The 26,306-nt window shown below is 50.1% G+C and carries 25 protein-coding genes; 13 read left to right on the plus strand and 12 right to left on the minus strand.

Annotated features, from left to right (window positions below):
* Positions 1-278 precede the first annotated feature (278 nt).
* Entirely contained in the window at positions 279-1,670 is a 1,392-nt protein-coding gene (locus K2H17_RS07995; protein WP_300133553.1) for a C1 family peptidase, read from the plus strand.
* Between the two features lie 119 nt (positions 1,671-1,789).
* Here the strand turns inward: K2H17_RS07995 and K2H17_RS08000 are convergent, their stop codons facing one another.
* A complete protein-coding gene (locus K2H17_RS08000) occupies positions 1,790-2,740 on the minus strand; it encodes a YitT family protein (protein WP_300133555.1) in 951 nt (316 codons plus the stop codon).
* A 123-nt stretch (positions 2,741-2,863) separates the two neighbouring features.
* Between K2H17_RS08000 and K2H17_RS08005 the strand changes: the two genes are divergently transcribed.
* Positions 2,864-3,442 carry a superoxide dismutase gene (locus tag K2H17_RS08005; protein WP_300133557.1) on the plus strand — a complete coding sequence of 193 codons (579 nt, stop codon included), beginning with the start codon at positions 2,864-2,866 and terminating at the stop codon, positions 3,440-3,442.
* A gap of 163 nt (positions 3,443-3,605) precedes the next feature.
* On the opposite strand, the gene K2H17_RS08010 is transcribed toward K2H17_RS08005, so the two are convergent.
* Positions 3,606-4,175, minus strand: a complete 570-nt coding sequence (locus K2H17_RS08010; RefSeq protein WP_300133560.1) for a YdeI/OmpD-associated family protein — start codon at positions 4,173-4,175, stop codon at positions 3,606-3,608.
* Between the two features lie 46 nt (positions 4,176-4,221).
* Positions 4,222-5,496: a histidine-type phosphatase gene (locus K2H17_RS08015; RefSeq protein ID WP_300133561.1), complete on the minus strand. Its 1,275-nt coding sequence runs from the start codon at positions 5,494-5,496 to the stop codon at positions 4,222-4,224.
* Positions 5,497-5,571: 75 nt separating this feature from the next.
* Here K2H17_RS08015 and K2H17_RS08020 point away from each other — a divergent pair, with 75 nt between their 5' ends.
* Positions 5,572-5,844, plus strand: coding sequence for a hypothetical protein (locus K2H17_RS08020; protein ID WP_300133563.1), 273 nt, complete (start codon positions 5,572-5,574; stop codon positions 5,842-5,844).
* 59 nt (positions 5,845-5,903) lie between these two features.
* Here K2H17_RS08020 and abc-f read toward each other — a convergent pair whose 3' ends face one another.
* Genes abc-f through K2H17_RS08040 form a run of 4 tightly spaced genes read right to left on the minus strand, consistent with a single transcriptional unit; the run spans position 5,904 to position 10,590 of the window.
* Positions 5,904-7,694 carry a ribosomal protection-like ABC-F family protein gene (abc-f, locus tag K2H17_RS08025; protein WP_300133565.1) on the minus strand — a complete coding sequence of 597 codons (1,791 nt, stop codon included), beginning with the start codon at positions 7,692-7,694 and terminating at the stop codon, positions 5,904-5,906.
* Entirely contained in the window at positions 7,691-9,007 is a 1,317-nt protein-coding gene (locus K2H17_RS08030) for a GTP-binding protein (RefSeq protein ID WP_300133568.1), read from the minus strand. The genes abc-f and K2H17_RS08030 overlap by 4 nt, the downstream gene beginning before the upstream one ends.
* Before the next feature lie 21 nt (positions 9,008-9,028).
* Positions 9,029-9,382 carry a dihydroneopterin aldolase gene (gene folB, locus K2H17_RS08035; RefSeq protein ID WP_300133571.1) on the minus strand — a complete coding sequence of 118 codons (354 nt, stop codon included), beginning with the start codon at positions 9,380-9,382 and terminating at the stop codon, positions 9,029-9,031.
* Between the two features lie 14 nt (positions 9,383-9,396).
* A complete protein-coding gene (locus tag K2H17_RS08040) occupies positions 9,397-10,590 on the minus strand; it encodes a glycosyltransferase (protein WP_300133574.1) in 1,194 nt (397 codons plus the stop codon).
* A gap of 301 nt (positions 10,591-10,891) precedes the next feature.
* On the opposite strand from K2H17_RS08040, the gene K2H17_RS08045 reads away from it, so the two are divergent.
* From K2H17_RS08045 to K2H17_RS08060, 4 genes are all read left to right on the plus strand, one after another.
* Entirely contained in the window at positions 10,892-11,335 is a 444-nt protein-coding gene (locus K2H17_RS08045; protein WP_300133576.1) for a hypothetical protein, read from the plus strand.
* 63 nt (positions 11,336-11,398) lie between these two features.
* On the plus strand, positions 11,399-12,127 hold the full coding sequence (locus K2H17_RS08050) for an STM3941 family protein (RefSeq protein WP_300133578.1): 729 nt from the start codon (positions 11,399-11,401) through the stop codon (positions 12,125-12,127).
* Positions 12,124-12,471 (plus strand): hypothetical protein, encoded by a 348-nt coding sequence (locus K2H17_RS08055; RefSeq protein WP_300133580.1) that lies wholly within the window; start codon positions 12,124-12,126, stop codon positions 12,469-12,471. The genes K2H17_RS08050 and K2H17_RS08055 overlap by 4 nt, the downstream gene beginning before the upstream one ends.
* Positions 12,472-12,793: 322 nt before the next feature.
* Positions 12,794-13,012 (plus strand): hypothetical protein, encoded by a 219-nt coding sequence (locus tag K2H17_RS08060; RefSeq protein ID WP_300133582.1) that lies wholly within the window; start codon positions 12,794-12,796, stop codon positions 13,010-13,012.
* Positions 13,013-13,081: 69 nt separating this feature from the next.
* Here K2H17_RS08060 and K2H17_RS08065 read toward each other — a convergent pair whose 3' ends face one another.
* The 5 genes from K2H17_RS08065 to K2H17_RS08085 form a co-directional block, all read right to left on the minus strand.
* A complete protein-coding gene (locus tag K2H17_RS08065; protein WP_300133583.1) occupies positions 13,082-13,864 on the minus strand; it encodes a Rossmann-like and DUF2520 domain-containing protein in 783 nt (260 codons plus the stop codon).
* Positions 13,865-13,873: 9 nt separating this feature from the next.
* Complete coding sequence (locus K2H17_RS08070) at positions 13,874-14,398, minus strand: nitroreductase family protein (RefSeq protein ID WP_300133585.1); 525 nt, start codon at positions 14,396-14,398, stop codon at positions 13,874-13,876.
* A gap of 34 nt (positions 14,399-14,432) precedes the next feature.
* On the minus strand, positions 14,433-15,416 hold the full coding sequence (locus tag K2H17_RS08075; protein ID WP_300133587.1) for an SPOR domain-containing protein: 984 nt from the start codon (positions 15,414-15,416) through the stop codon (positions 14,433-14,435).
* A 182-nt stretch (positions 15,417-15,598) separates the two neighbouring features.
* Positions 15,599-17,872, minus strand: coding sequence for an alpha/beta hydrolase fold domain-containing protein (locus K2H17_RS08080; RefSeq protein ID WP_300133589.1), 2,274 nt, complete (start codon positions 17,870-17,872; stop codon positions 15,599-15,601).
* 11 nt (positions 17,873-17,883) lie between these two features.
* A complete protein-coding gene (locus tag K2H17_RS08085) occupies positions 17,884-19,698 on the minus strand; it encodes a pectate lyase (RefSeq protein WP_300133591.1) in 1,815 nt (604 codons plus the stop codon).
* Between the two features lie 261 nt (positions 19,699-19,959).
* Here K2H17_RS08085 and K2H17_RS08090 point away from each other — a divergent pair, with 261 nt between their 5' ends.
* The 6 genes from K2H17_RS08090 to K2H17_RS08115 all read left to right on the plus strand — a co-directional run.
* Entirely contained in the window at positions 19,960-20,733 is a 774-nt protein-coding gene (locus tag K2H17_RS08090; RefSeq protein WP_300133593.1) for a dihydroorotate dehydrogenase electron transfer subunit, read from the plus strand.
* Between the two features lie 20 nt (positions 20,734-20,753).
* Positions 20,754-21,662, plus strand: a complete 909-nt coding sequence (locus K2H17_RS08095) for a dihydroorotate dehydrogenase (protein ID WP_300133595.1) — start codon at positions 20,754-20,756, stop codon at positions 21,660-21,662.
* Positions 21,663-21,735: 73 nt separating this feature from the next.
* Positions 21,736-22,131 (plus strand): hypothetical protein, encoded by a 396-nt coding sequence (locus K2H17_RS08100; RefSeq protein WP_300133597.1) that lies wholly within the window; start codon positions 21,736-21,738, stop codon positions 22,129-22,131.
* 54 nt (positions 22,132-22,185) lie between these two features.
* Positions 22,186-22,692: a hypothetical protein gene (locus tag K2H17_RS08105; RefSeq protein ID WP_300133599.1), complete on the plus strand. Its 507-nt coding sequence runs from the start codon at positions 22,186-22,188 to the stop codon at positions 22,690-22,692.
* Between the two features lie 97 nt (positions 22,693-22,789).
* Positions 22,790-23,113, plus strand: a complete 324-nt coding sequence (locus tag K2H17_RS08110) for a translation initiation factor (protein WP_300133600.1) — start codon at positions 22,790-22,792, stop codon at positions 23,111-23,113.
* 42 nt (positions 23,114-23,155) lie between these two features.
* A partial coding sequence (locus K2H17_RS08115) for a UvrD-helicase domain-containing protein (protein WP_300133602.1) occupies positions 23,156-26,306 on the plus strand: 3,151 nt, incomplete at its 3' end.

Raw genomic sequence — 26,306 nt, forward strand, 5'->3', positions numbered from 1 at the left:
GCGCCTAACCACTCGGCCAAGGAACCATTGCGTTGTGATTACGGGTGCAAAGGTAGGTGTTTATTTTGAATCCTCCAAATTTTTCAGCAACTTTTTATTTATCTTGCAAAAGCGTCTGCCTCCACAACGGCAATAATAGACTGAAAACATGGTAAATTCAGCAGTGGGAATTTTTTTCATCAATATCCGATAACATTATATTTCCAAATTAGCGCTATTTGACGTATATTTGCTAAAAATCTCACTTCAACCTTAAATTCAACCAAAATATAGTACAAATGAAGAAATCAGCACTCTTTGTTGGCCTTTCCCTGCCTTGGCTTGCGATGGCAGCGCAGGGCGATGGCGGAATCAACCAAAAAGACATCGAGGGATTTCGGGCTTCGTATGCCGCGACTCCCGGCACAAAGGCAATCCATAATGCGATTGCCAACAATCCGATCAATGCGCTCGCCCTCAATCATGAAAATCTCAACAACCTGGACACTCATTTTTCGCATCGTGTTCCAAGCAAAGGCATAACCAACCAGCGTTCGTCAGGCCGCTGCTGGCTTTTCACCGGTCTGAATGTGTTGCGTGCACAGGCCATGACCGAACATAAACTTCCTCAGCTGGAGCTGTCACAGAGCTATAATTTCTTCTGGGATCAGCTTGAGAAGTCAAATCTCTTTCTCCAAGGAGTGATTGACACCGCCTCAAAACCGTTTGAGGACCGGACTGTCGACTGGCTCTTTGCAAATCCTCTCAGCGATGGCGGCCAATACACCGGTATTGCCGACAACCTGATGAAATATGGTGTCGTACCCATTGAAGTGATGGGCGAGACAGAAAGCAGCAAATCGACAAGCACCATGCGCAAACTTCTTCAGCTGCGCCTACGCGAAGACGGTCTTGAACTGCGCAAGATGGCTGCCGAAGGCAAGAATGCCGAGGCTCTTGCTGTGCGCAAAAAGGAAATGCTTTCTCAGATTTACCGCATACTCGCTCTGAATCTTGGAGAACCTCCCACAGAATTCACCTGGACCCGCCGCGATTCTGAAGGCCAGGCAGTCGACACAAAGACTTATACCCCACAGACGTTCTACAAAACATTCTTCGGCAATGACCTCAAGAATGATTATGTGATGCTGATGAACGATCCGACCCGCGAATATTACAAACTTTACGAAATCGAATATGACCGCCACGGATATGACGGTTATAACTGGACCTATGTCAATCTGCCCATAGAGGAAATCAAAGAGATGGCAATCTCTTCCATCCGTGACGGCAAAGCCATGTACTTTTCTTGCGATGTCGGCAAATTCCTCAACAAGGATCTCGGACTGCTTGACGAAAACAACTATGACTACGGCTCTCTGTTCGGGACAAAATTCGGCATGGACAAGGCCGATCGCATCCGCACCCATTCATCTGCATCATCTCATGCCATGACTCTTGTAGCCGTGGATCTTGACTCAAAAGATCAGCCGAAGAAATGGATGGTTGAAAACAGCTGGGGAAAGGGCGCCAACAACGGTCACCTCATCATGACCGACAAATGGTTTGACGAATACATGTTCCGCCTTGTTGTCAACAAAAAATACCTGACTCCTAAAGCAAGCAAAGTACTCAGTCAGAAACCCACCCTCCTTCCACCGTGGGATCCGATGTTCGCACCTGAAGAATAAACGGTCGATTCCACCCAAAAGGACGGATATCCCCGGCAACAAACAAAATATCCGCGCTTCGTTTGTGAAAGCGCGGATATTTTGTTTTCATCGCAGGTATAGCCTGCTCTATAATCGCCTCAAGGCAATGATGTTTTTTTAAGTTTCAACCGGTCAAAGCCGTTACCGTAGACGCTTCTCACACTTGAATTGGTCACATAGGCATTCTCATCTGTCTCCTTGACGATTCTCAAGATGTTGTAGACATCATTCTGACGACACCAGATCAACATCAGCTTACGAGGTTCACCGGTCCAGTAACCCGTGCCGTCCCACATGCTCACTCCTCGGCCCGTTTCATGCGTGATCCGATAGGCGATCGTCTCCCACTTTTCTGAAAGGATTATAAACTGGATGGTCTGCTTCCCTTTGTCGATATACCTGTCTGCAAGCCACGAGTAGATATAAATGGCCAACCAGCCGTAGATGATTGTCTGGGTGCGGGACTGGACTCTGGCTTCCATGTCTCCGTCAAACGGCAGGAAAAACGAGAATGCCACGATCGAAACGTCGATTATCATCATGACACGCCCCATGCTCACATCGCTGATGTGTGACATGATGGCCGCGACAATATCGGTTCCTCCGGTTGTACCGTGATGGCTGAAATAGATTCCTATACCAAGACCGAGCATTACGGCCCCCATAAAGACACTCATCGGGGCACTGCTGACCAAAGGAGGATGAGAGGTGAAATATCCCTCGACCGATCCGATCAGCACCGACAGCAGAGTCGCACCGAAAATCGTGCGCAGCACAAAGCCTTTGCCCAAATAACGGAAGCCGCAGAGCAAGAGCAGAACATTTGTTCCGTACATGACAACCGCAACAGGAAGACGGCCGCCAGTGGCATAAAAAATCAAAGAACTGAAACCCGCCATACCGCCGATGACTATATGGTGCGGGAGGATAAATACGGTAAAGCCTACGGCATAAATTATGATGCCGCATACAATTGCTATGTAGTCCCGGATATTCTGTGACAAAAACGGCTTCGAGACCACCTGGTCAGACTTTATTTGTGTTGACATGGTTCATTTAATTTTGCTGCAAAGTTAAGGATTTCTTGAAGATATTTAACAAAATATTCCCGAACCAACGCCTCCTGGATGCGTTTTTAGGATATAACGAACTTCTAAAACGCAATAATCATCATGACTTATACACTTCCTGAATTGCCCTACGCCAATGACGCTTTGGCTCCTTCTATCTCGCGTGAGACAATCGAGTACCACTACGGTAAGCATGAAAAAACATATATCGACAATCTCAACAGACTCATAAAGGATACCCCCTATGAGGATATGGAGCTTGAAGATATTATCAAAACCGCATCCGGGCCGTTGTTCAACAACGCATCGCAGGCATGGAATCATATTTTCTACTTCTTCACCTTCTCACCCGACGGCGCACATGAGCCTGACGGACATCTCCGCAAGGCGATCGACGAACAGTTCGGCTCATTCGACCAGTTCAAGAAAGAATTTGAAGATGCCGGAGTCTCGATTTTCGGTTCTGGATGGGTATGGCTGTCAAAAGATAAAGACGGAAAACTTTTTATCACACAGACATCCAATGCAGGCAATCCTCTCTGCGAGGGTCTGACTCCTCTGTTGGTTTTCGATGTCTGGGAACACGCTTACTATCTTGACTATCGCAACCGACGCGCCGACGCCCTCAAGGAGTGGTGGAAAATCGTCGACTGGGATGTAGTGGCAAGCCGCTATCTATAACAGACCCGTCAGCATGATAAGAACTTTAGTTAAAGTATAAAAGAATAAGCACTAAAATAAGCATAATGTGATGAATGGAGAGAGAGGCAGTCGTGAGACCCCCTCTCTTTTTTTGTCTCTACTAAGATTGACAGCCAAATGATTGACGGTAATTCCGCGTTGGTCAATCCCCCAACAGCCTGCCGTTGTCATGCCAGTCGCCGATCATGACTCCCCTTTCGCTGGATTCAATGAGTTTGGCAAGACGGCTTGCATAGAGCCCGGGCGATCCTGCAACCCGTTGGATATTGTCGATGCGCACTCGCTGATACAATGGCGGGAATCCACAGAAGTTCTCCCACGCCAACGGTTTTGCTTTGAATTCATCAAGAATTTCCGGCATGATGACAAACTCAGCATCAAGATCAGGACAAGCCCTTCGGCCGCTCTCTGTCATCAGTCCGGCACGTTCAAGCCTACGGCAACGCTCCTTGTTCAATTCCGTCCAACGGCTGTTTTGGGTCCTCGGTCCGAATCGCTGAAGGGTCACGCCTTCGACAGTTTTCACCGTAGAGTCAATCCAGCCGAAACACAAAGCCTCCTCGACAGCATCGAGATACCACAGCGAATCTTCCGGCGCCACCTTACCACGCTTAGCCACGACCCAGCATTCCGTCTCTGTGGCATGGTGCTTGGAGAGCCAATCACGAAAGGCGCTACGGTCGTGTATGGCAAGGATATTTTTGGGGTTCATTATTGTCGGCTGATAAAAACAGTCAAAAAACTATTATCAATATTTCTTACGGCTGCATATAGAGTGGGAGACAGCGGACAAGATAATCCTGGGCCGTATTCCAGGGGATATAAATCATCGAGCGTCCGGGGATCAGAGGAACCGGAGTCTCGTTAAGGTCGACACGCACATAATAGCGTCCGGTTTCAGAGCGGAAAAGAATCATCTGAAGATTGGCCGCCATCGGCACCACGTAGAAGTCACGCCAGTGCAATCCGACTGTATCGAAATAGTTGGTCATATAGTAGCAGCCAGGGAGGTGCATGAGGGAGAAGAGCGGCATCAGAGTCTCGGCATGACCGAAACGCAACATCACACTGTAAGGATTGGCCCCGGATATAGCATCCTGACACGTCTTGATCAGATCGGCGAGCAAAGGCGCGGCCATAGTGGCGGGCGCAGTGGAGAGCGTCGAAGCCGAATGTGTCAGATAGTGGTGAAGATTTTCGATGCTCCAAAGAGCGTTGATCTCCGGCTCTGTCAGATAGAGCGAAAGATCGACCCCGATAGCCATAGCGCTGCAACCGGCAATGACTTTATATACCGCAAGGCCGAAATCGCGCGCCTCACCTTCGGTCAGGGGATAATTCTTGTCTAAAAGACGTGGAGCTACTGTCAGAGGGGCATGGCTATCGACATATTCGTCATAGACTTTATGCCATTCCTCCCCTGCCATGAATGCCTTATAGTCCGAATCGCTGTCCCACGGGCGCACAAGCGGAGAATTCTGCCGACCTGATGAAGTATAGATCTCAATATGATTGTCCAGACGCGTCAGCTGGTGGGTGAATTCATCCATTGACATCACACAACGTGGAACATAGGATGAGATCGCATTGATTTTGCGGTCTTTGAACAGCATCGGATAGGCAGCGAAAGCCCGCGAGGCAATGGCTCTCTGTTCAGCCATGCCAAGCGAATCCAATGCGCCCCAGCGACCTGCGGTCCTGCTGACAACAAGATTACACAGATCCAGAAGTTTTTTCCCGGCAGGAGAAATTGTGCGCATGGAATCGGCCCGGTGCAGGATGCGTGACAGCGACGTGGTATATTTTGACGATGACAAAAAGCGAGCGCCGTGACGCCCGACGTGGTTGAGATAGACCGGAGTCAGGGAGTCGGGATAGACAAGATCCTTCACCGACCGCACAGGATAAGGTATTGCCGACCCCTGGCATTGCTCCATAGTATAATGTGTGTCTGTCGGATCGGCAGCATGTGTCAATGTGGCTGACGCGAAGAGTCCGAAAACTGCGGTTGCGATAAAAAGAATCTTATTCATTGCTTATGACAGTACTTTTTGTTAGTTTTGTCGGTAGAAAGTTCTATTTGAAATCTCTCCAAATTTAGGCAAATAATGGATAAACACCAAAAATACAAAGACCTGATTGTTTCCGGGCGGTATAATGATGCCTTGGAGACTCTTGATTCATTGATCGGACAGGACCGGACTGACGACCGACTGCTGTTCGAGCGCGGGAAACTCAAATGGCGTCTCGGCGACCGAGCGGGCGCTATGGGTGACTACTCCAAAGCCTGCGAAATAAATCCGGACAGTCCAGCGGCCCTTGCCTTGGCACAGGCCCGTGATATAGCCGATTTTTTCAATCCTGATCTGTACAATCCCTGAACGGCGATTGTTTCACAGCTGTCACCGTACCTGACTATCCACGGCCACGGTCATCCGGATCATTCTTTTTCCGAAAGCTCAAGCCAACGCATTTCTTTTTCATCAAGAATATCCTTGAGTTCGGAATACCTCTTTGCCTTGTCCGCAATATCATCCAGCTGTTCTCCTGAATTGAACAGATTTTCAAGTTCCTGGCGCTCTGCTGTCAGAGCGTCGATCTCTTCAGTCAATGCTTCGAGTTCTTTACGCTCTTTGAATGTCAGTTTCTGCGGACGATTGTCTCGGTTCCTGTTTCTTGACGAAGTGTCAGTCCCCGCAGCGGCTTTCGGCTGCTCATTGGCTTTCAGTTCCCGGAGATAGTCACGATAGTCGCTGTAATTGCCCGGAAAATCCTTAATGACACCGTTGCCTTCCATCACGAACAGATGGTCCACGATGGAATCGAGGAAAAAGCGGTCATGGGAAATGACAATCACGCAGCCTTTGAATTCCCGCAGGTATTCCTCAAGGATTCCAAGAGTCATGATGTCAAGATCGTTGGTCGGCTCGTCGAGGATCAGGAAATTCGGCTGCTTCACCAGGACTGCGGCAAGATGAAGGCGGCGCATTTCTCCACCACTCAATGTCGAAATATATTTCTGCTGGTCAGCCGGAGTGAACAGGAAGCGTGTGAGAAACTGCATCGGCGACAGACGCGTTGCCCCGCTGTCAAGCACAATGTCGTCAGTCAGATCAGTGATTGCATCAATCACCTTTTTGCCGGGGGGCAGCTGAAGTCCTTCCTGAGAGTAGTAGCCGAAACGCACAGTCTCACCGACATTCCACTCTCCGCTGTCAGGAGCGACAAGTCCCTGAAGCATTTTGACAAATGTCGACTTCCCTACCCCGTTTCCGCCGATTATGCCCAGCTTCTCATATCTGGCAAAAGTGTAGGTAAAATCATCAAGAATCACTTTGTCTCCGAAACGCTTGCTGATGCCTTCCGCCTCAAAAATCTTTGATCCGATATAAGATGAGCGCACATCAGTGGGATCAATCTGCCGCTCTGTGTAATTCGCGCGCGAACGCTCTTTGAGATCATAGAAAGCGTTGATTCTGTAACGGGCCTTCCCGGCACGGGCCTGTGGCTGCCGTCTCATCCATTCCTGCTCCTTGCGCAGAGTGTTGCGCACTTTGGCCAATTCTCCCGTGAGAGCCTCGATGCGCTCCGCGCGACGCCTGAGATAGAGATCAAAGTTCCCTTCATAAGTGAAGATGCGCTGCATGTCGATTTCAATGATCTTGTTGCAGACACGATCGAGGAAATAGCGGTCATGGGTGACCATCAGGAGGGTGATTCGCTGACGGGTCAGATAGTTCTCAAGCCATTCAACGGTTTCAAGATCGAGATGGTTGGTAGGCTCGTCGAGGATCAGCAGATCAGGCGACGCGAGAAACACCTGAGCCAGAGCCGCACGTTTGATCTGACCTCCGGACATGTGCTCAGGCATGATGGAGGGATCATGGAGGCCAAGCTGCGAGAGCATCTGTCGTGCGCGGTCTTCGCGGTTCCACTCGTCGTGATGTCCGACCGGCATTTCAGCCAACAGATTGTCAAGTATACTTTTTCCCGGCTCAAAGACAGGAAGCTGGGCGAGAAAGCCCACCCGGAGTCCGTTTCTGAAAGTCACAGTGCCGCTGTCAGGAGCTTCGGCACCTGACAATATGCGCAGGAGAGTGGATTTTCCGGTACCGTTTTTGGCGATGAGTCCGATTTTGTCACCTTCGTTCACGCCGAAAGTCACGGAGTCGAACAGCAGGCGGTCGCCATAGCTTTTGGTCAGATCTTCAACTTGCAGATATGGTTTCATAGGTCGAGGCAGTCGTCAAGGGCTTTAGTGATGGCGGCGCGGTCGAGATGCTGTCCGATAAAAACAATTTTAATCATGCGGTCACCGTAGTCGGCGTCCCAGTCACGCATAATTGACGGATCCTGGGCAACGAGTTCTTTCAGTTCGTCCTCAGGCGCGGTTACGAACCACATTCCGGCCTCTTTCAACTGCTTCTGACGACCGGCGGTTTCAAACAGATATGACATGTCGGGATTGTTGCCGAAATAGCAGATACCTTTGGAGCGGATGATATTCTCAGGCCATTTGTTGGCGGCGAAATAATCAAATTTGTTCAGATCGAAGCCCGGACGGCGGAAATAGACGAATGTCTCGATTCCATATTCTTCCGCCTCCCCTTCGCCGTGATGGTGGTGATGGCATCCGCAGGTGCATTCCGGGCCGTGATGATGGTGGTGATCATGACATTCATGATCATGGTCTTCTTCATGTTCGTGCTCATGTCCGTGTTCATCGCCATGATGGTGTTCATGCCCGTGATGATGTTCATGATCGTGGTGGTGACGGGCGTCTTCATGCTCATGCTCCTCCTTTGCAATCTCTTCGGCAGATTTCTCGATGTGGCTCACCCACGCAGCCGAAGTGGCGACTTTGTTGAAATTGAACATGTGGGTGTCAAGGATCGACGAGAGGTCTATATCGGCATAGTCACACTCGATTATGCGCACACCGGGGTTGAGCGCAAGCACGATGGTCCGAACCCGACGAAGCTCTTCGGGGGTGATTTCCGAAACCTTGTTGAGTATGACAATATTGCAGAACTCGATCTGCTGAATGACAAGGTTCTCAATATCTTCATCGTCGTGGTGATGCGCTGTCAGGTCCTCGCCACAGCCGAATTCATCACGCATGCGTAGTGCATCGACAACCGTCACTATACAGTCGAGCTTCGGAGTGCCGTTGTGGGTCAAGGCACCCTCCGCCATGTAGGGTATCGAGCAGATGGTCTGGGCTATCGGTGCAGGTTCGCAGATACCGCTCGCTTCAATGACAATATAGTCAAACTTCTTCATCGCCATGATGTCGTCGATCTGCTTGACAAGATCCATTTTCAGAGTGCAGCAGATGCAGCCGTTCTGGAGCGGTACGAGCGAATCATCTTTGGTGTCGACAACGCCTCCGCGCTGGATGAGGTCCGCGTCGATGTTCACTTCGCCGATATCATTGACGATGACTGCGAAGCGGATGCCGCGACGGTTGGAGAGTATATGGTTTACGAGAGTGGTCTTGCCACTTCCAAGATAGCCTGTGAGAAGAAGGACGGGAGTTTCCATATTGGGGATTGATGAAGAAATTTACCAGTTTATACTTACTGCAACGCCTTTGAGCCGGGCATTGATCGGCGGATTGAGTTTTGTCAGGGAAATATAGCCTCCTGAGATAAGTGGCCAACGGGCAATGAGCGCCGCGCGGATGCGTCCGACCACATGTTCGAGCAGATCTGAAGGCTCGGCCATTTCCTCCTTGATTATGTCCACAGCCTCGGCATAGTTCAGCGTCTGGCTGACATCGTCGGTCCGCATAGCCTCTCCGATCGGATAACGCAGGCGGACGGTCAGTTCAAATGTATTGCCGTTGAGCCGCTCGAAGTCAAACACTCCGTGTCGGGCAAAGAGCTGAAGTCCGTTTATTTCGATTGTTCCTTCCATAAATCTGTCTTTTGTCAGCTCCAGCTGAGATTTGATCCTCTTCTGATAAAGCCTTTGATGCGATACCACAGATTATAGACCGGTTCGAAAGTCAGGAACCAGGGAACAGTCAGAAACAGCGAGCGTGAATGCAGCGAGCGTGATGTGGAGCGCCAGGAGAGAGAGAGGATGACTGTCAGTGCTATGAAGAGGACACCAGCGGCAATCATGGGCACAAACGAGGGCAAGCCGACCAAGGCGAGAGCCACGCAGCTGCCGACAAATCCCCACCAGGCCAACGAACAACTGCCGAAAAAGAGACGGGCGCCGGTGCGGAGTTTCCCGGCGGTGTAGCCATAGCGGAGTTTTGATACCTTATGGGCTGCCTGGGGCTGCATCTCAGGGACTTCGACAATGGATCCCTGAGAGATCTCCACAGCAGTATTGTCACGGTTTGCAACTTCGTTGACAAAAAGATCGTCATCGCCATATTTCAGATGCAGTGTGCGAGAAAAGCCTTTGTTTCGGAAAAAGACCGCACGGCGATAGGCCAGATTGTGACATGTCGCACGATACGGACGCCCGGCAAGTCCCCATGAAAGATATTCCACGGCGGTGCGCACCGAGTCAAAGGCATGAAGTCGTTTCCAAGGCTCCTTGACCGGCTCTTCGGTGTCAGGATCTACTGCGGCCACAGGGGCGGCATAGCCTATGACAACCTCTTTGCCTTTGCTGAAATGACGGGCCATCAGTCTGAGCCAGCGGCCTGAAAGGATGCGTGTGTTTCCGGTGGTCAGCACGACTACTTCATGGCGCGCAGCCTTGATGCCGAGAGTCAGCGCAAGTTTCCGGCGTGAAAGCGAACGCGATTCCAGCGGAGTGAATGTCATGTAGAGATTCGAATATTTTTCCTCCAGACGGGCGATCACCTCTTTGGTGGCAGGCAAGGCCCCGTCGTTGACCACAATGACTTCAAAGGGTGCCGGATAGTCCTGGGTGAGAATTGCGGGCAGGAGGGTCTCAAGGTTGCGAGCGTCATCCTCGGCGCATACAATCACCGACACTGCGGGGAGCGAGGCGGCATCAACTTCGTCAGTCGGGTCATCGACGTCAGCCGCACGGCCTACACTCCTGACATAGTGACGGAAACCGAGCAGAAGATAAAAGAAACATACAAGGACTCCGCACAGCAGAGCTATTATAATAGGTGTAAACTCAATTTCAAACATAGATCATAAGCGATTTTCAACCTGCAAATTTACTAAAATTGCCCGAAATAATCTCCCCTATAAAAAATTTTTACACACCCTCCGGAAAGCAATTGCCAGGAATTGCCGTCAACGGCCATTATTGATATTTTTTCACGGATTATCGCCGCTTAATTCAAATTTTATGCTAACTTTGCGTATGACACCAATCTACAAACACAACCATCCGTAATCATTGCTGTCCGTTGGCCCGGACTGACATCGGATTTTAACAGAAATCCCGGAATAGCCTCGCGAGCCAACAGACAAGTAAATCAAACGGATGAAAGAAGACAAACTTATGAAATTGACAGGTCGCCAATCATTAAAGTTTCGCATATCATTGACAATGGCATGTGTAGGAGTTTTGGGCGCAGGCATAATGCTTGGGACCGGCTTGAACTGGGGATTATTAGCTGCTATGGCAGTCACTGCGATTGTCGGCTCGGTATGGACTTCAAAAATACTAAAACCCGTGCCGAACGTTGGCCTCATCATAAAATACAACTTCCCCAAAGATGCCGGATATTACCAGAAAGGGAAACGAAAGACTACGCCTGTAAATGATGACGATATTCTATATCATATCAAGATGTTTCTACCATTCATTCAGATTGGTATGTTCGTATTTGCCGCAGCATTGAGAGATTTGGAGGCTCAGGTATTTTTGACAGCCAATCATCCCACAGCCAAAACAAATATTCAGTTGGAATATTCTTGGCTGTAATAATTGCATCAGTATTAATATTTTTAGCATCCTTGCAGTGATTCTGAAATAACACATCCTAAAATGAAACTTACCAATAAACGAATTGACATATATCCAAGCGTCTGGAGAGTGATCGGTTTTATCCTAATCTGCCTCTTGTTTGTTGTTGGAGGGTTCTTTATGACAAACAATCCTCGTTCTGGTATAGATATATTTATCGGTTATATGGGAATGATATTCTTCTCTTTCGGGGTGATTGTCGGGATAGGTTGGCTGATATTGATCGCGATGCGCAAACCGCTTGCAAGGATATTTGATGACCGTATCGAATATCTGATACCGGCAAAGATGAAATATGAGATTATTCCTTTTCTGCGTGTTGAGATGTTTGTCATAACAAAAACAGGAAGTGCTAAAATCATAAGGGCGGATTACTTGACCGGAGGTGGGAAAAACACCGGAATTGTGAACACTTTTGTATCAGTTGGCAAAGTATGCGACATACTGAATGATAAACTTGAACGGTATTGGGAACAGCCGATGTTGTCACAGAAATTAGACCAAGCATCGGTGGAACAATATCTTAAAGTTATGGGAATTGAATCGTATCGATTTGGATTTGATACAACCAGCAAACCCGACTGTGTGGTGGTAATGCGAGATGGAGACACATATAAACTTGTTTATATCGATGACAGAGGATCTACAAAAACATTGAGCAATCATCTTACTGAAAACGATGCGTGCCATGCGTTGCTTGAAAACTTTATTGAGGAAGAGGCTTTCAAATCCAAATATGGTGTGAGATGAAATCTGACAGTAAGATATATAGGTTTTTCTTTGGTCAACGGGGTGAGAGACGCTTACCCTTTGGCGTTATGCTGCTGATTCTTGTGCCTTTTCTCATTGTAGGTCTGTTTTTCCAGAATCGCAAATACAATGCTTTGTCGGCAAATCCGGAACATACATTGACAGTGATTTCAAATATCGGCTATATAGGCAACAGTGGTCCTATAATACATTACAACTTTACAGTGAACGGTGTAACATATAAAGGTGGTATGCATGCCAATGGTTTTGCCGTCGGTGACAGTATTGGTGTGGTGTATCAGAAAGACAATCCGGAAAACAATATGACGGTGTTTAAATATTAAATATTATGATGGGCCAAAGTTTGGATTGGTCATAATATTTGTGATTGTTGCGATTGTTTTGGCAGCATATCGTTGGCTCAGAATCAATCGAAAATATAACGATCGATGCCCTGAGTTGGGGCGCTCCGGGAAGTGTGCGATATATCGCACTGATAAAGGATATATATTTGTCACAGTATATTATGTCAACTCAAGTTATCCGATTAAATTCTTGCCTCTTGACTGCGATAATGGGGTATTTGAGAATACTCTGACTGATATTTTCCACGCAAGTCTGCATGACAAATACACCGAAATAAAGGCATCCGAGCTAATCAAAGCGATGAAACAACGCTCATGGCGACAGCTCTATATGCACTGTACAAGTGTTCTTGTGACACACGACAGCCGCAAACTAAAAATACTGCCGACCCGAAAAGCGACTGGCAAAGGACTTGATTGGGATTATGACCGAGAATTGTCTTTTGACCTTGACAGCGCGTCATGGAAAGATATTATCAACTCAATCCGCAAACAGCTTGAGGGTCATGAGGCAGACTGATAAGTCTGTTGTAATGCCATTTGGACTATTGTATCCGCTGTTTGCGGAAACAGCGTTCAACCTGACTCCCTATTTGTCGACGGAATGATGACGGATGATGGATTCGCTCAGGAGAGAATAGATTTTTTCCGGCTGACCGGAGAGCATTGAAAGATGCTTGTCGATTATCGCCCGGTCGCCTCTGACTGCGGGTCCTGTCTGACCCTTTTCGGGCGAAACTGCAAAGGCCTTTTTCACGGTCTCTTCCAGGAGCGGCTGCAACACCTCAAACGGAAGACCTTCTTTCTGAAGAATTTCCGCAGCGATTGTCCACAGATGGTTGGTGAAATTGCAGGCAAAGACAGCTGAAATGTGCATCATGCGACGCGTGTTGCTGTCAGCATGATAGACATTTGCAAACACCTGAGCACCGAGACTGCGGATCTCCGCCTCGACAGACTCCTCGCAACCCTCAATAAACAATGGAACGCGAGAAACGTCAATGTCAACACCCTTGGAGAAAGTCTGCAAAGGATAGAACACCCCATAGCGGTCGGAAAGCGGGGCCAGGACTTCCATTCCGACCGAGCCGGATGTATGAAGCCACAAGGCATTACCCCCCTTTGGCAGTCGGGAAACAAGAGGCGATATGGCATCGTCGACAAGACTGACAATATAGACATCAGCATCACTGCGGATTTCCGATACGTCGCTGACTGCTGTCGCACCCCGCAGGCCTGCGGCCAAAGACTGAGCTGATCCGAGGCTTCGGCTATACACCTGCACCACTTCTCCCGCGCCCGCCGATTCCACCGCCGGGGCAAGGTGTGACGCAACATTTCCGGCACCGATAAAAACAATTTTCAGAGACATCCGCAGGGATCAGAATTTACCGATATGCACATTTTCCCATTTCAGTTTTTCGAGATCCTGAGGTTTGCGGACCTCGTCCTTATGTCCGAAAGTGAGCACACAGACAACAGGACAGGTTTCAGGGATGCCAAGCAGCTCCTGGACATATTCCTCAGATGGAGTTCCGTCATCTGTGAAGCGGCCATGAACCTGAATCCAGCACGAACCAAGGCCGAGAGCCTGAGCCTGCAACTGCATGTAGGAAGCGGCAACGGATCCATCCTCAACCCACGGTTCAGTGGCAGTACAATCGACGGCAACAACCACCGCAAGCGGACATTTTGCAATCGGGGCCGCACCCATCGGCTTGCAGAGAGCGAGACGTTCGAGCATGTCGGGATCCTCAACGACTACAAACTGCCATGCCCGCGCAGACTTTGATGTAGGAGACAAGAGTCCGGCTTCAAGGATGAGTTTTACCTGTTCGGGATCTATTTTTTCATTTGTGTAGCGGCGGATGCTACGGCGCTCCACGAGCATTTGATTGAAGTCCATGAGGGAAGATTAATTTTAGAGGCTATTAAAATAACTATCTGCGGCAAACCCACACAGAGGGGTAAGTCGCAGAAACAGATGCTGCCATCCGGCGGGCTTCGTCTATGGTCGGCGCCGATGCGGCATAAATGCGGTAGTTACCGTCCATCTCGATGACACGAAGAGATTCATCTCCGACATTGGCAATATGACGGTTGGCCGATGACCGGCTGGGGAAAGATCCGACAACAAGAAGATAGCGCTGCGGCATGGAAGCCTTTTTGTCGGCAAGCGTCTGAACCGGGACTGAGGACTCCGGTTCGCTGATCTCTTCACTGTTTTGCGGAAGAGCGATGTTAAGGATGATCTCTCGCGAGACATTCTCAGCCAATGCAGGCTCGAAAACCGGGGCCGACTGCTCGATCCGCGAGCTGAGACCGGTGTCAAGAGAAGCCGAGTTGGCTCTCGGCCCGTTTATGAGGCCGGTTGTCGAATAAAGGATTCCAAGGGCGACCATGACGACAATAAAGGACGCAACTATCTTAAGGGGGGCAGGTATGGCCACAATTCTCTGACGGGCGGGGGCCCCACCATCCTCTGCGGAGTCTTCGTCTGAAAACAGAGGCGAACAATCCACAGGGGCAAGATTTCCATATAATTTCAGCGGCAACGAGTCAGCAGACGGCTCAAAGACAGGATACCCGGCGCTTTCTCCGCGCGTCAGCATTCCGAGATCTCCCAAGGGAAATTCACCGCTCACTTCGAGCTGATGATGAAGCGCGGCGACTTCCGTCTCAAGATCCGCTCTGGCTACCGAAAGCGAAACACCGCTTCTGCGCGAGATGCTTCCGAGGAGCATCGCATCATTATGGCGCACTTCCGGATTGAACCCGACCGTACGCCGCGGCGGCATAAACCTATGGCACACCGCGTCATAGCGGGCACTTTCATCATTCATCATGAAAGCCCCAAGACCCGGCACCACCACACAGTCATGATGCAGAAGCAGGTATTCTATATGTTGAGCTATGTCAATCACAGTGCAAAGTTACTAAAATTTCCCCGCTCCTGCAAACAAGAATCAGTTCTTGCAGGATGTTTAACAACACGACCGAAAATCCAAGCGGCATATCTTTCATATAAAACGAAGAAGCATAACCGTGGAGGCCATGCTTCTTCTTTTATGAGCCATATCCATTTTTCAGGAATTCCGCTCAAATCTTACTTTTCATTATTTTTATCGAGATCCACAGCGTCGAAATTCAGTTTGTCTTTCATTTCCTCATCGGCAGTCAGAATCTCCGGCTGCTTGCCATTGACTGTGACATTCTTGAGTTTTACATCAGGATAGTTGCAACGGAAAATGTCAGACGCAGCTTTCAGACTCACGTTCTCAAAACTGAAATTCTCCACCTTGTCGTCAGGATTGGCTGCGATAACGCCAAGACTGTTGCATTTCAGATCGACATTGCGGATCGAAATATTGCGGATCAGACCGACCGGCTTTTCGTCACTGCCCTCCAAGGTAAAGAACTGCTTCCAAGGGAGCACCTCAACCACCGTGCCGCAGCGACCGGTGACGTTCTCAATCCGGATATTCTCATAGATCTGATATGTGTCGGGGCGCATTTTCAAACGCAGAAGCGAGCAATCATTATCGAGACGGCAATTGCGCAGGACAACATTGTCGGCATGGATACATTCGCTACCTAATGTCAGAGTCCCGTGGAGATTCGGGCCGAATATACAGCCTTCGACCAGCACATCGGTGACGCTGTCATTTTCATGAGACTTGTGGGCGTAGACACCCTTTCCGCCCTTGAGACAGACACCATCGTCATCGCAGTTCAGATAGCATCCGCGCACAATCACCCTGTGGCATCCGTCAAGGTCGATAGCATCGCTGCTCGGCGCACGGACAGGCTCGCGCGGCGCCTGAACCTCGCAGTTCTCGACAATCAGATCATTACACAGATAGAAATGAGATGTCCAGAAAGCAGAGTTGATCAGACGCACACCGCTGAGGCGGGCATTGTCACAGCCCCAAAGAAATACCAGGCGCGGACGGCGCACCTCAAGATTGGTCCAGCTGCGATTCTCCACACGGGCTTTCTCTACGTTGTCCCAGAACTGCACCCAGAACTTATAGCCGTTACCGTCAATTGTGCCGGGGCCGTTTATCTCAAACCCGTCCACATGATAGGCATTGATCAGGGCCGCATGATAGTAGATGCTGCGACCCTCCATGCGGGAAGGTATCAGCGGATAATCCTCGATATTGTCAGAACCTTTGATGACCGCTCCCTCTTCAAGCCGCAATGTGGTGCCGGGCTTGAAGAAAAGTGCACCGGTGAGGAAGGTGCCGCGCGGAACAATGATCTCTCCCCCACCCATAGCCTCGGCTTTGTCGATCACCCTCTGAATAGCAGCCGTCTGCAAAACGGTGCTGTCATTGCACACCCCATGATCCGTCAGTTTCAGCCGCGGCGCTGACTTTTCGCCCTTGAACATACGGTCAAGAAAACCGACAGCCCGCTCGACCGTAGTCTCAAACCAGGGATGGAAAAACCAGAATGTGTGCACATCGACGGGAATGCGATGGCGCTCGGTATAAATACCCAAAGAATCATATTTCTCAACAAGCTCGTCGCGCCCGTCACTGTAACGCGGCAGTCCGCTGTTGATAAAGCACACAGGCGCGGATTTCGGAGTGATCCAGAGAAGTGCTGAAGCCTCTTTCCAGTTTTCGGGAGAATCCTCGTAGAGGCCGCCGAGCCATTTCGCATTGACAGGCAGTTCGCCCTTCTTTTCAAGACGGTCGACAGCATCGGCTATATTGGATTCAGAAACAAATGTAGCGATACCGTCCATGCTTATGACAGCCTGCACATCGCTTGACGTCTTGCGCCACTGGCCTTTACCCTCATGGCGTTTAGAGCCGTTGGTGACTCCGGCCAACGTAGCGAGCTGCGCACCCGCCGAGCAACCGGAGACCGCGATTCGGTCAGGGTCAATGCCGTAGTCAGCCGCATGCTCCCTCACCCATCTTATAGCAGTCTTCACATCGTGCAGACCGGCGGGATAGACAGCCTCAGGAATCAGGCGATACTCGACAGGAATGGTAACATAACCTTTTGCAGCTATCTGCTGGGCCATCGGCACCTGAAGGCTCTTGTCGCCGGAATTCCATCCTCCACCGTGGATCATCAGCAGCGCAGGATAGACCTTGTCATCATCAGGCCTGAAAATATCAACATGGAGATCACGGCGTCCATATTTAGTTTTTGGCAATGTGGCATAAACCACATCGCGCCATTCTTTCACCCCGGCGGGCAGCTCAGGCAATGCCAGAACGGCCTCAGGGTGATATTTACGTATTTTCTTGTTTGTCGAATAGGCCGTAAAAGAAGTATCTCTCGGAACTTCAGGCGCCTTACCCCAGGAGAGAAACGGCACCATCAGGCCTACGGCCAAGGCCACGGTCATTTTTTTCATGGCATTCATTTTTATCGTTTGACAACTTTGTCTGTAACTACACGACCGTCACTGTAACGGATCCTGCGGATGTTAAGCCCTTCGGCAGGTTCCGCAAGTCGTACGCCTCGCAAGTCGTAATATTCAACACTCTCAATCTCGGATCCGGCAACGACCTCTTCAATCCCTGAACTTGCGCTTTTGCAGGCGGGGTAATACTCATCCACCGCATCAATCGCATCGCTGTTACCGGCTTTCATGATCTTTTCGACCAAAGAATTAAGATACACCTCAAGATTGGTATACCAGCCTTTCTCAGTGTCAAGCGTGTACTTCTGGCCGTCTGACGCATCATTCGGATCAAGACCGTTGGCAAGTTCCCAGTCATCGGGCATACCATCGCCATCGGTATCGAATCCTGCCGGACGGACATTCATCGGCAATTCCGGGAAACTTGCTGTTTTCGGATTGGCTTCACCATCCGGATCATTTATAAAGTCCAGAATTCCTTCTGTTTTTGAAGTAGGATATTCCTTGCCATCCTTCACATAGGCCACATCACCATGATAAGTCACAGTCCCGGTGCGTGTTTCTTCCATATAACGGGCATCGACAGCATCGCGATAAAGGCTTGCACCGGCATAACCCATAACCTTTTCATAAGCATCCTTAGCGGAATGAGTGGTCACGACACCCGGATCAATCTGGCTGTCAAGTTTAAGCCCGACGCAATCTTTGCCTGAAATAGAGACATACGACACTCCCTCACCAAAATTATGGTTTGGATCCGGAATATAACGTTCGCCATTCGAAGTCAGCAATCCGCTGTCATATTTCACACCGGTCCAGTCATAGTCTTCCGGAGCAGAGGCGGCAGCCATATAATTACCTTTAATATAATAGCGTGATGACAGCCCGTAAAGTTCCGGATGTTTTGAATCGGCATTACCGGATGTAGCTACTGTCACCTGAGTGACTGTCGTCCTGTTTTTAGTACCCGGTCCCGCCTTGTAATAATTGTTCACCATATTTATATAGCCTCCGCCGGGACCTCCGTAGCATGCAGCCCCGGTTCCCCAGTTATACATCAGGCAGTTCCGGAAGTCGACGCGCTCGGCATCGACAGCCGACGAATAGGCATCCTTATCGTAGCCGGTCCAGCCATAACGCGCACCATTGAAACGGGGAGCGCGGTTCTGAACATGAGCTATAAAATTATGATGGAAGGAGGCATTCTTACCGCCCCATATACCGCCGTAGCTATGAGCGCCCTTTGAATGGCCGGGATTGGCAAGGCCTTCGCCAAGAGAGCACCACTGCATGGTAAAATCGCGGTTGTCATAAAACGAAGCGATCTCATCAATGCTCCACGAGAATGAGCAGTGGTCAAGGAGCAGATTGGTTCTGTTTCGTTCCCAGATTGCATCTGCACCATCGTTCGTGTCTTTCACCTGCGACCGGCGCGAACGGATAAACCTGACAATTATATTGTTTCCGCTCAGACGAAGCGTATAATAACGCAGAGTGATGCCCCCTTCGGGAGCGGTCTGGCCGGCGATAGTAGTATTCGCTGAAATCTGAAGATCAGCCACGAGATCAATATAGCCGCTGACATCAAAAACAATAGTCTTGGCACCGCTCTGCTTTAAAGCCCAGCGAAGCGAACCTTCAGCCGGATTGTTTTTATCATCAGTCAGATTCGTCACATGAATTACCTTTCCACCACGGCCACCCGTTGTAAAACGTCCATGCCCTTCGGCGCCAGGAAAAGCCGGCGCCTGCGCACAAACGACAGAAAATCCTGACGCCAAAAGCAAAGACAGGAATGAAGTTGTTATTTTTTTCATTTTTAGCATTTTCGCGCTCTATCAGCGCAAGTCTTCATGGTTTTAAAACTAAATTTGACACAAAATTAGCAAAATTTCATTTCTCCAGCAAGATGCGCCACGACTCATAAGAATATCACACCAATCCACCATAAAAGAAACATCATGTAAACTCACCACCCCAATTTTACCAATTTTAGGCAGGCAGACTTTGATCTTTTACCAAAAAAATTGTAATTTTGTGGGGATGGAACAAATCCGTCTGATCCTAATCTCATTATCGTGAAACAAGTAAAGGATTTTCTAATCATTGAAAATATCAGCATCAACAGCAACTATTCCAAGCTGATATTAGCTCCTGCCGACGGCTCGAACCTGCCCATGATTCTGCCGGGACAATTCGTTCAGGTCGCAGTCGAAGCTCCCGACGTCTTTCTTCGACGTCCGATTTCAATCAACGACGTCGACCGCAGTGCAAACACGCTCACTCTGCTTGTGAGGAATGCAGGCCGCGGAACTTCCGCGCTCATCGCCTTGAAAGCAGGCCAAAAGCTCAACATAATGCTGCCTTTAGGCAACGGCTTTACAACAGATTGCACCGGCAACGCACCTCTGCTGCTTATCGGGGGCGGTGTCGGCGTGGCTCCCCTGCTCTATCTCGGACGCGAGCTGAAAGCCAGAGGCTATCGCCCGGAATTTCTGCTCGGCGCACGCTCGGCAGGCGATCTGCTCTCGCTGGAAGACTTCCGCAGCATCGGCCCGGTACACATCTGCACTGAAGACGGCTCTGAAGGAGTCAAAGGCCTTGTGACAGCCCATCCGACTTTCGGCAACACTTATGAACGCTACTACTGTTGCGGCCCGGCGCCTATGATGAAAGCCATCGCTGCTATCGCATATAAAAACGGAACCCAGTGCGAAGTTTCGCTCGAAAACATGATGGCCTGCGGACTCGGTGCCTGCCTCTGCTGCGTTGAAAAGACCGTCAAAGGCAACGTCTGTGTGTGCACCGAAGGACCGGTATTCAATATCGAAGCTCTTACCTGGAACCAATAAAAAACTAAGGAGAGAAATCAATGGCAAATCTATCTGTCAACATAGGGAAACTGCAACTGGCAAACCCCGTAATGACCGCATCAGGCACATTCGGCTATGGCGAGGAATTCACACCGTTCATCGACATTGACCGCCTTGGAGCCTATATAATAAAAGGTACTACACTCCACCACCGCGAAGGCAATGACTATCCCCGCATGGTAGAAACACCGTCTGGGATGCTGAATGCTGTCGGACTTCAGAACAAAGGTGTAGACTACTTCATCGAGCATATCTATCCGCGCATCCGCACCTTGGGTTCAAAACTCATTGTCAACGTCTCCGGGGCAAATGTCGATGACTATGCTGAAACAGCGCGCCGGCTTCATGCGCTCGACGATGTCAGCGCCATCGAAGTCAACATCTCCTGCCCGAACGTCAAAGAAGGAGGCATGGCTTTCGGCACCACAACAAGCGGTGCGGCAGAAGTCACACGTGCAGTCCGCCAGGCCTATCCTGACAAGACACTGATTGTCAAGCTCTCCCCCAACGTCACCTCAATAGCCGACATTGCTAAAGCCGTTGAGGCCGAAGGCGCGGACTCCGTCTCGCTGATCAACACCCTGATGGGAATGTCGATTGACGTCGAACGCCGTCGTCCACACCTCTCAACCGTCACCGGCGGCCTTTCAGGTCCGGCAGTGCGTCCGGTGGCAGTCAGAATGGTATGGCAGGTTGCAAAAGCAGTCAAAATCCCGGTGATCGGACTGGGAGGCATCATGAACGGGCGTGACGCAATCGAATTCATGCTCGCAGGAGCAACGGCAATCGAAATCGGAACTGCCAACTTCATCGATCCCGCAGTCACCATGAAAGTCATCGACTTCATGGAAGACTATTGCAGCCGCCACGGAATCTCAGACATTAACGAGATCATCGGTTGCATCTGAGGAACTGTTAAAATTCATATTATCATATAAATTTAAACAGTTCCTGACAGAAGCATCCAAACAATCCACACACATGAAATATTACCACCTCTCACTCCTGCTTCTCGGAACCGCCGCGATATCATCGTGCAGTCATCTCAGCAAAGAAGCGAAACAGATTGTCGGCACCTACTACAACTCCGAACTGTCGCAGACAGAGCCGGTCATGCAACTGCGAAAAGATGCAAGCTGCACCATCACAGCGATAAAACCCGGAGTTCTCACTTTCAGTGTCGATGGCGAATGGAATGTTGTCAACGACTCTCTCATCATTGAGCTTTCACCACAGTCAATCCGTTTCGACGGTGACAGCACCCTGATAGGAAATATTCCGGAACGTGTGGCTCGTAAGGTCGTAGCCCATACCGACTTTTCGCTTCAGCTGGAAAGCGGCGGTGTCAGCTATCTCTATCAGCGCCGCAACGAATAAGAGGGACGGCAAAACCAACCGACTGTTAGAACACTCAACCATCTGAAATCTTTAATGAGACACATATTTAATTATATATCCGCAAGCGCTGTCGCCTGTATGGTCCTGCTTAGTTCATGCGGCAACGGACACTCCGTTTCAGAGCAGTTTGCGGCTGCGGAAGTGGCCATTGCCGACGAGGACATGACTGCTACGCGCGACATCTGTACCGGAATCCTGACTACTGCCGAAAAGCAAGGGATCGAAGCTTCGGACTATGCCCGTCTGTCCATCATTTACATGCAGCTGAACGACCGCACGGACAACCCGGATGACATCCAATTGGCCGCACAGTGCTACCGCGAAGCATTCAAACTCAATGCAGACTCAGCCCGAAACTACTACCGCACACTTCCGGTGGAGCAGGAAAAGTATGCCATGACATTGAGCACCATAGTTCATGCGCTCGACAATCCGCGAGAAATTCCATCGGACCACGACTGGGAAGTCCCGGCAAACGAAGTGGGCAAAATCACTGATCCGACCGATTCTGTCAGCCCCGAAGCCATTCCTCAGCCATAAACAGCAATACTATCGGAGCTTTGAACCGGCAGTTATCAGCTGACCATATTTAAATCAAAGTCCTGCTCATCAGGCATCATCTAAAAACTCTAAAATCTTGGACTGGAAAGATCTTTTATCACAAAAAATCGCCAACGGAGAACTCGAACGAGAAGAATTTGTGGCTGAAAAGCCGGAAGCGCCCCGACAGTCTCCCGAAACGATCGAAGTAATTTTAGACAAAAAAGGCCGCAAAGGAAAAACAGCCACTCTCGCCGTCGGCTTCAAATGCGACGAAGACCGGCTTAAAGAAATCGCGTCCAGCCTGAAATCGCGCCTCTCAACCGGAGGTTCGGCCCGCGGCGGGGAGATACTGATCCAAGGCGACCGCAAAGAAGATCTGAAAAAGCTACTCCTGGAGATGGGTTACAAAGTACGGTAAACCCGCGGACTCCTCCCCTGCGTTTCCATCAATCGTCAGACAATGATCAACATCTATAAAGCATCCGCCGGCTCCGGCAAGACATTCACCCTCGCCCGCGAATACATCAAACTGATGCTTGGCAGGAAAGATGAGGATGGCAACTATCATCTGCGGAAATCATCCGGCGGATCTCATAGGTCTGTGTTGGCGATCACATTCACCAACAAAGCCACCGAAGAGATGAAAATCCGTATCATCCACGAGCTGGCCGTCATTGCCGGACTGGAGAAAAACTGGACCAAACCAAGCCCCTACGAAGCTGATCTGTGTGCCGCCTTCCGCTGCTCGGCCGATGAGCTGAAAGCCGCGGCCGCCTCAGCATTGCGCGGATTGCTTTATGATTTCAACTTTTTCAGTGTTTCGACAATCGACTCATTCTTCCAGCTGATTCTCCGTTCATTTGCCCGCGAGGCAGAAGTTTCAGGCAACTATGATCTGGAACTTGACGACAAAGGTGTCATCGGAATGAGCGTCGACAAACTCCTTCAGGACCTGAACCACGGGGAGCAGACCGCCCGGACAAACTATCTGATCAACTGGCTCTCCAGTTACATGACCCATCTGATCGAGGACGGACGCACATTCAACATCTTCAACCGCAACTCATACATCCACCGCGATCTCATCTCTTTCATCAACGACATCACCGACGACGTTTTCCGCGAGAACGAAAGCCGTCTGATGGAATATTTCTCCGACGAGAAAAAATTCGACAGCTTCAAGAACCATGTCTACAATCTCATCGGGAAAATCACCCGACAGACAGCCGAGGCATGTGAAGCCGCAGTGCACACCATCGACAACAGCGGGGCCAGGGAGATAATCTCGGCCAACGTCTACAAGCCCTTGCTGAAATGGATGCAGACCGGATATGACAGCAAAGGACTTTCAGCCACGATGTCGAAAGTCGAAAATGACATCGAGCAGGCTTACCTGAAAAAAGGCAAGAACTCGCCACTGCGCACAGCCGAACTGGACGGACGGATCAGTCATGCCGTAACGGCGATGGCCTTTTGTGCCACACAGGTCAAGGCCCTCCGGATCATCGCATCCAACCTCTATCAGCTTGGAATGCTTTCGACCCTTTCAGCCTATCTCGACAAATTCCGGCAGGAAAACTCGACAATTCTACTTAGTGACACGAACTCTCTGATCGCAAAGATCATCGGCAGCGAAGACGCACCCTTTCTCTATGAGCGCGTCGGCGTCTGGTTCAAACATTATCTGATTGACGAATTTCAGGACACCTCCCACAGCCAATGGCAGAACATCCGCCCACTGATCAGCGAAAGTCTGGCCTATGACCACGACAATCTTGTCATCGGCGATGAAAAACAATGTATCTACCGTTTCCGAAACAGCGACCCCTCACTTCTGCACAATCTTCACACCGAAGAGATGGCTCTCGGACGCACGGTCATAAGCGGAAACACAATCAAAGAAAACACGAACTGGCGCTCGTCAGCCGACGTGATCCGTTTTAACAACACCTTCTTCTCAGCCCTTGTCAGAGATCTCGGCTATGAGGACATTTACTCCAACGTGGCCCAGCAGATCTCACCCAAACATCTTTCACACAAAGGATATGTGCGTGTGAAAATCTACTCCGGCAGTAAAAAAGACGAGTGGATGGAGGAAGCGCTTGACAACCTCACCACAGAACTGCGGCGGCAGCTGTCATCGGGCTACCGTCCCGGCGACATCGCCATACTTGTCAGACGCTGGGACGAAGGAAACACCGTCATCAGCCATCTCGAAGAGGTCCGGAAATCTGATCCTGATTTCCCGGAATTCCGCATAGTCTCCGACTCCTCGCTGCTCATAGGCAACTCCCCCTCCGTATCGCTCATCATCAGTCGGCTCAGGCTTCTGTCGTCCACAGACTTTTCAGCCAATCCGCGCAAAAAGACCCAACGCGAGATCGCAAATCTGATCAACCGTTTCGAATCGCTGCGCAGCGACGGGCAGCTATCTCCGGCTGCGGCGCTTGACATCGCACTCCATTCGGACGAAAATCACAGCCCCACAGCCCCGGAGCAGAGCGAGAGCAAGACTCCATCCCAGACACCGACCTCGATCGACCTCGTTTCATTGGTTGAAAACATAATCGCCAACTTTGTCCCTGAGCAAAACCGCCAGAGCGAGAATCTCTATCTGACAGCGTTCCAGGATCTGGTGACAGAATTTGTTGGCAGAGGCCACGGTGATATCCGCGCCTTCCTCAAATGGTGGGATGAGAGCGGCAACAAATCAGCCGTAGCAGGAGCCAAAGACGACAGCGCTCTGAACATCCTGACCATCCACAAGTCAAAAGGTCTTGAATATCCCTGCGTCCACATTCCGTTCGCTCAGATGAACAGCGGCAGCCACTCGGAACTCGCCTGGTTTGAGATCAGCGAGATTCCCGGAGTCCCGACAGAATGCATCCCGCCGATGATTCCGCTGAAGCTCTCTTCGTCAATGGAAGGGACCGTCTTCGAAGAGCGTTACTCCAAAGTCACCGCACAGGCAAAACTTGACACCGTCAATCTGCTCTATGTGGCATTTACGCGAGCCGTCGATGAACTCCACATAGGCCTCACATCGCCTGAAGCAAAAGGAGCGAGCATCGGACCTGACATTTTCAATGCGCTGTCAGGCTGCGACCAGAACTTCTGCCGCGAACTCGAAGCCGCGAACAACATCCAGGACAGCACACGTTCTCCCTTCACATCGTTCGCAATCACAGACAACCTCATCACCCTCGGAGAGCCTTCGGTCAAATCAGTCCAGGAACATGCCGAAAAGACCTCTCTGACACCGTCAAGACTTCTGGAAGTCGCCAACTATGACACCCAGCTCCACCGATCATTTTGGGACAACACCCATCTGGAGGAGAAATATTACAACATCGAAGATGCCCGTGACCGAGGCATAATGCTCCATGACACTATGGCGGCAATACGCACCGTAGCTGATATCCCTTTAGCTGTCAACAACCTCCGTCATTCAAAGAAGGCAAAAGAACTTACTGAGGCTGACATCAAAGAAATCCGGACTATAATCGAAACACGCGTGAAAGATCCGCGGGCCTCCCGATGGTTCTCCGGCTACACCCGTCTGCTGATCGAACGGCCTATTGTCATTTCTACCGCTGAAACCCGACGGCCGG

The sequence above is a fragment of the Duncaniella sp. genome, assembly GCF_029054785.1.
GTDB lineage: Bacteria > Bacteroidota > Bacteroidia > Bacteroidales > Muribaculaceae > Duncaniella.

What these genes read in the sequence shown, in the direction of transcription:
- K2H17_RS08095 (WP_300133595.1), top strand. Translation starts at nt 20,754, where the DNA reads ATGGCAAATCTATCTGTCAACATAGGGAAACTGCAACTGGCAAACCCC.
- K2H17_RS08045 (WP_300133576.1), top strand. Translation starts at nt 10,892, where the DNA reads ATGAAAGAAGACAAACTTATGAAATTGACAGGTCGCCAATCATTAAAG.
- K2H17_RS08065 (WP_300133583.1), bottom strand. Translation starts at nt 13,864, where the DNA reads ATGTCTCTGAAAATTGTTTTTATCGGTGCCGGAAATGTTGCGTCACAC.
- K2H17_RS08050 (WP_300133578.1), top strand. Translation starts at nt 11,399, where the DNA reads ATGAAACTTACCAATAAACGAATTGACATATATCCAAGCGTCTGGAGA.
- K2H17_RS08040 (WP_300133574.1), bottom strand. Translation starts at nt 10,590, where the DNA reads ATGTTTGAAATTGAGTTTACACCTATTATAATAGCTCTGCTGTGCGGA.
- K2H17_RS08100 (WP_300133597.1), top strand. Translation starts at nt 21,736, where the DNA reads ATGAAATATTACCACCTCTCACTCCTGCTTCTCGGAACCGCCGCGATA.
- folB (WP_300133571.1), bottom strand. Translation starts at nt 9,382, where the DNA reads ATGGAAGGAACAATCGAAATAAACGGACTTCAGCTCTTTGCCCGACAC.
- K2H17_RS08085 (WP_300133591.1), bottom strand. Translation starts at nt 19,698, where the DNA reads ATGAAAAAAATAACAACTTCATTCCTGTCTTTGCTTTTGGCGTCAGGA.
- K2H17_RS08030 (WP_300133568.1), bottom strand. Translation starts at nt 9,007, where the DNA reads ATGGAAACTCCCGTCCTTCTTCTCACAGGCTATCTTGGAAGTGGCAAG.
- K2H17_RS08010 (WP_300133560.1), bottom strand. Translation starts at nt 4,175, where the DNA reads ATGAACCCCAAAAATATCCTTGCCATACACGACCGTAGCGCCTTTCGT.
- K2H17_RS08105 (WP_300133599.1), top strand. Translation starts at nt 22,186, where the DNA reads ATGAGACACATATTTAATTATATATCCGCAAGCGCTGTCGCCTGTATG.
- K2H17_RS08070 (WP_300133585.1), bottom strand. Translation starts at nt 14,398, where the DNA reads ATGGACTTCAATCAAATGCTCGTGGAGCGCCGTAGCATCCGCCGCTAC.
- K2H17_RS08005 (WP_300133557.1), top strand. Translation starts at nt 2,864, where the DNA reads ATGACTTATACACTTCCTGAATTGCCCTACGCCAATGACGCTTTGGCT.
- abc-f (WP_300133565.1), bottom strand. Translation starts at nt 7,694, where the DNA reads ATGAAACCATATCTGCAAGTTGAAGATCTGACCAAAAGCTATGGCGAC.
- K2H17_RS08015 (WP_300133561.1), bottom strand. Translation starts at nt 5,496, where the DNA reads ATGAATAAGATTCTTTTTATCGCAACCGCAGTTTTCGGACTCTTCGCG.
- K2H17_RS08000 (WP_300133555.1), bottom strand. Translation starts at nt 2,740, where the DNA reads ATGTCAACACAAATAAAGTCTGACCAGGTGGTCTCGAAGCCGTTTTTG.
- K2H17_RS07995 (WP_300133553.1), top strand. Translation starts at nt 279, where the DNA reads ATGAAGAAATCAGCACTCTTTGTTGGCCTTTCCCTGCCTTGGCTTGCG.
- K2H17_RS08060 (WP_300133582.1), top strand. Translation starts at nt 12,794, where the DNA reads ATGAAACAACGCTCATGGCGACAGCTCTATATGCACTGTACAAGTGTT.
- K2H17_RS08055 (WP_300133580.1), top strand. Translation starts at nt 12,124, where the DNA reads ATGAAATCTGACAGTAAGATATATAGGTTTTTCTTTGGTCAACGGGGT.
- K2H17_RS08020 (WP_300133563.1), top strand. Translation starts at nt 5,572, where the DNA reads ATGGATAAACACCAAAAATACAAAGACCTGATTGTTTCCGGGCGGTAT.
- K2H17_RS08080 (WP_300133589.1), bottom strand. Translation starts at nt 17,872, where the DNA reads ATGAAAAAAATGACCGTGGCCTTGGCCGTAGGCCTGATGGTGCCGTTT.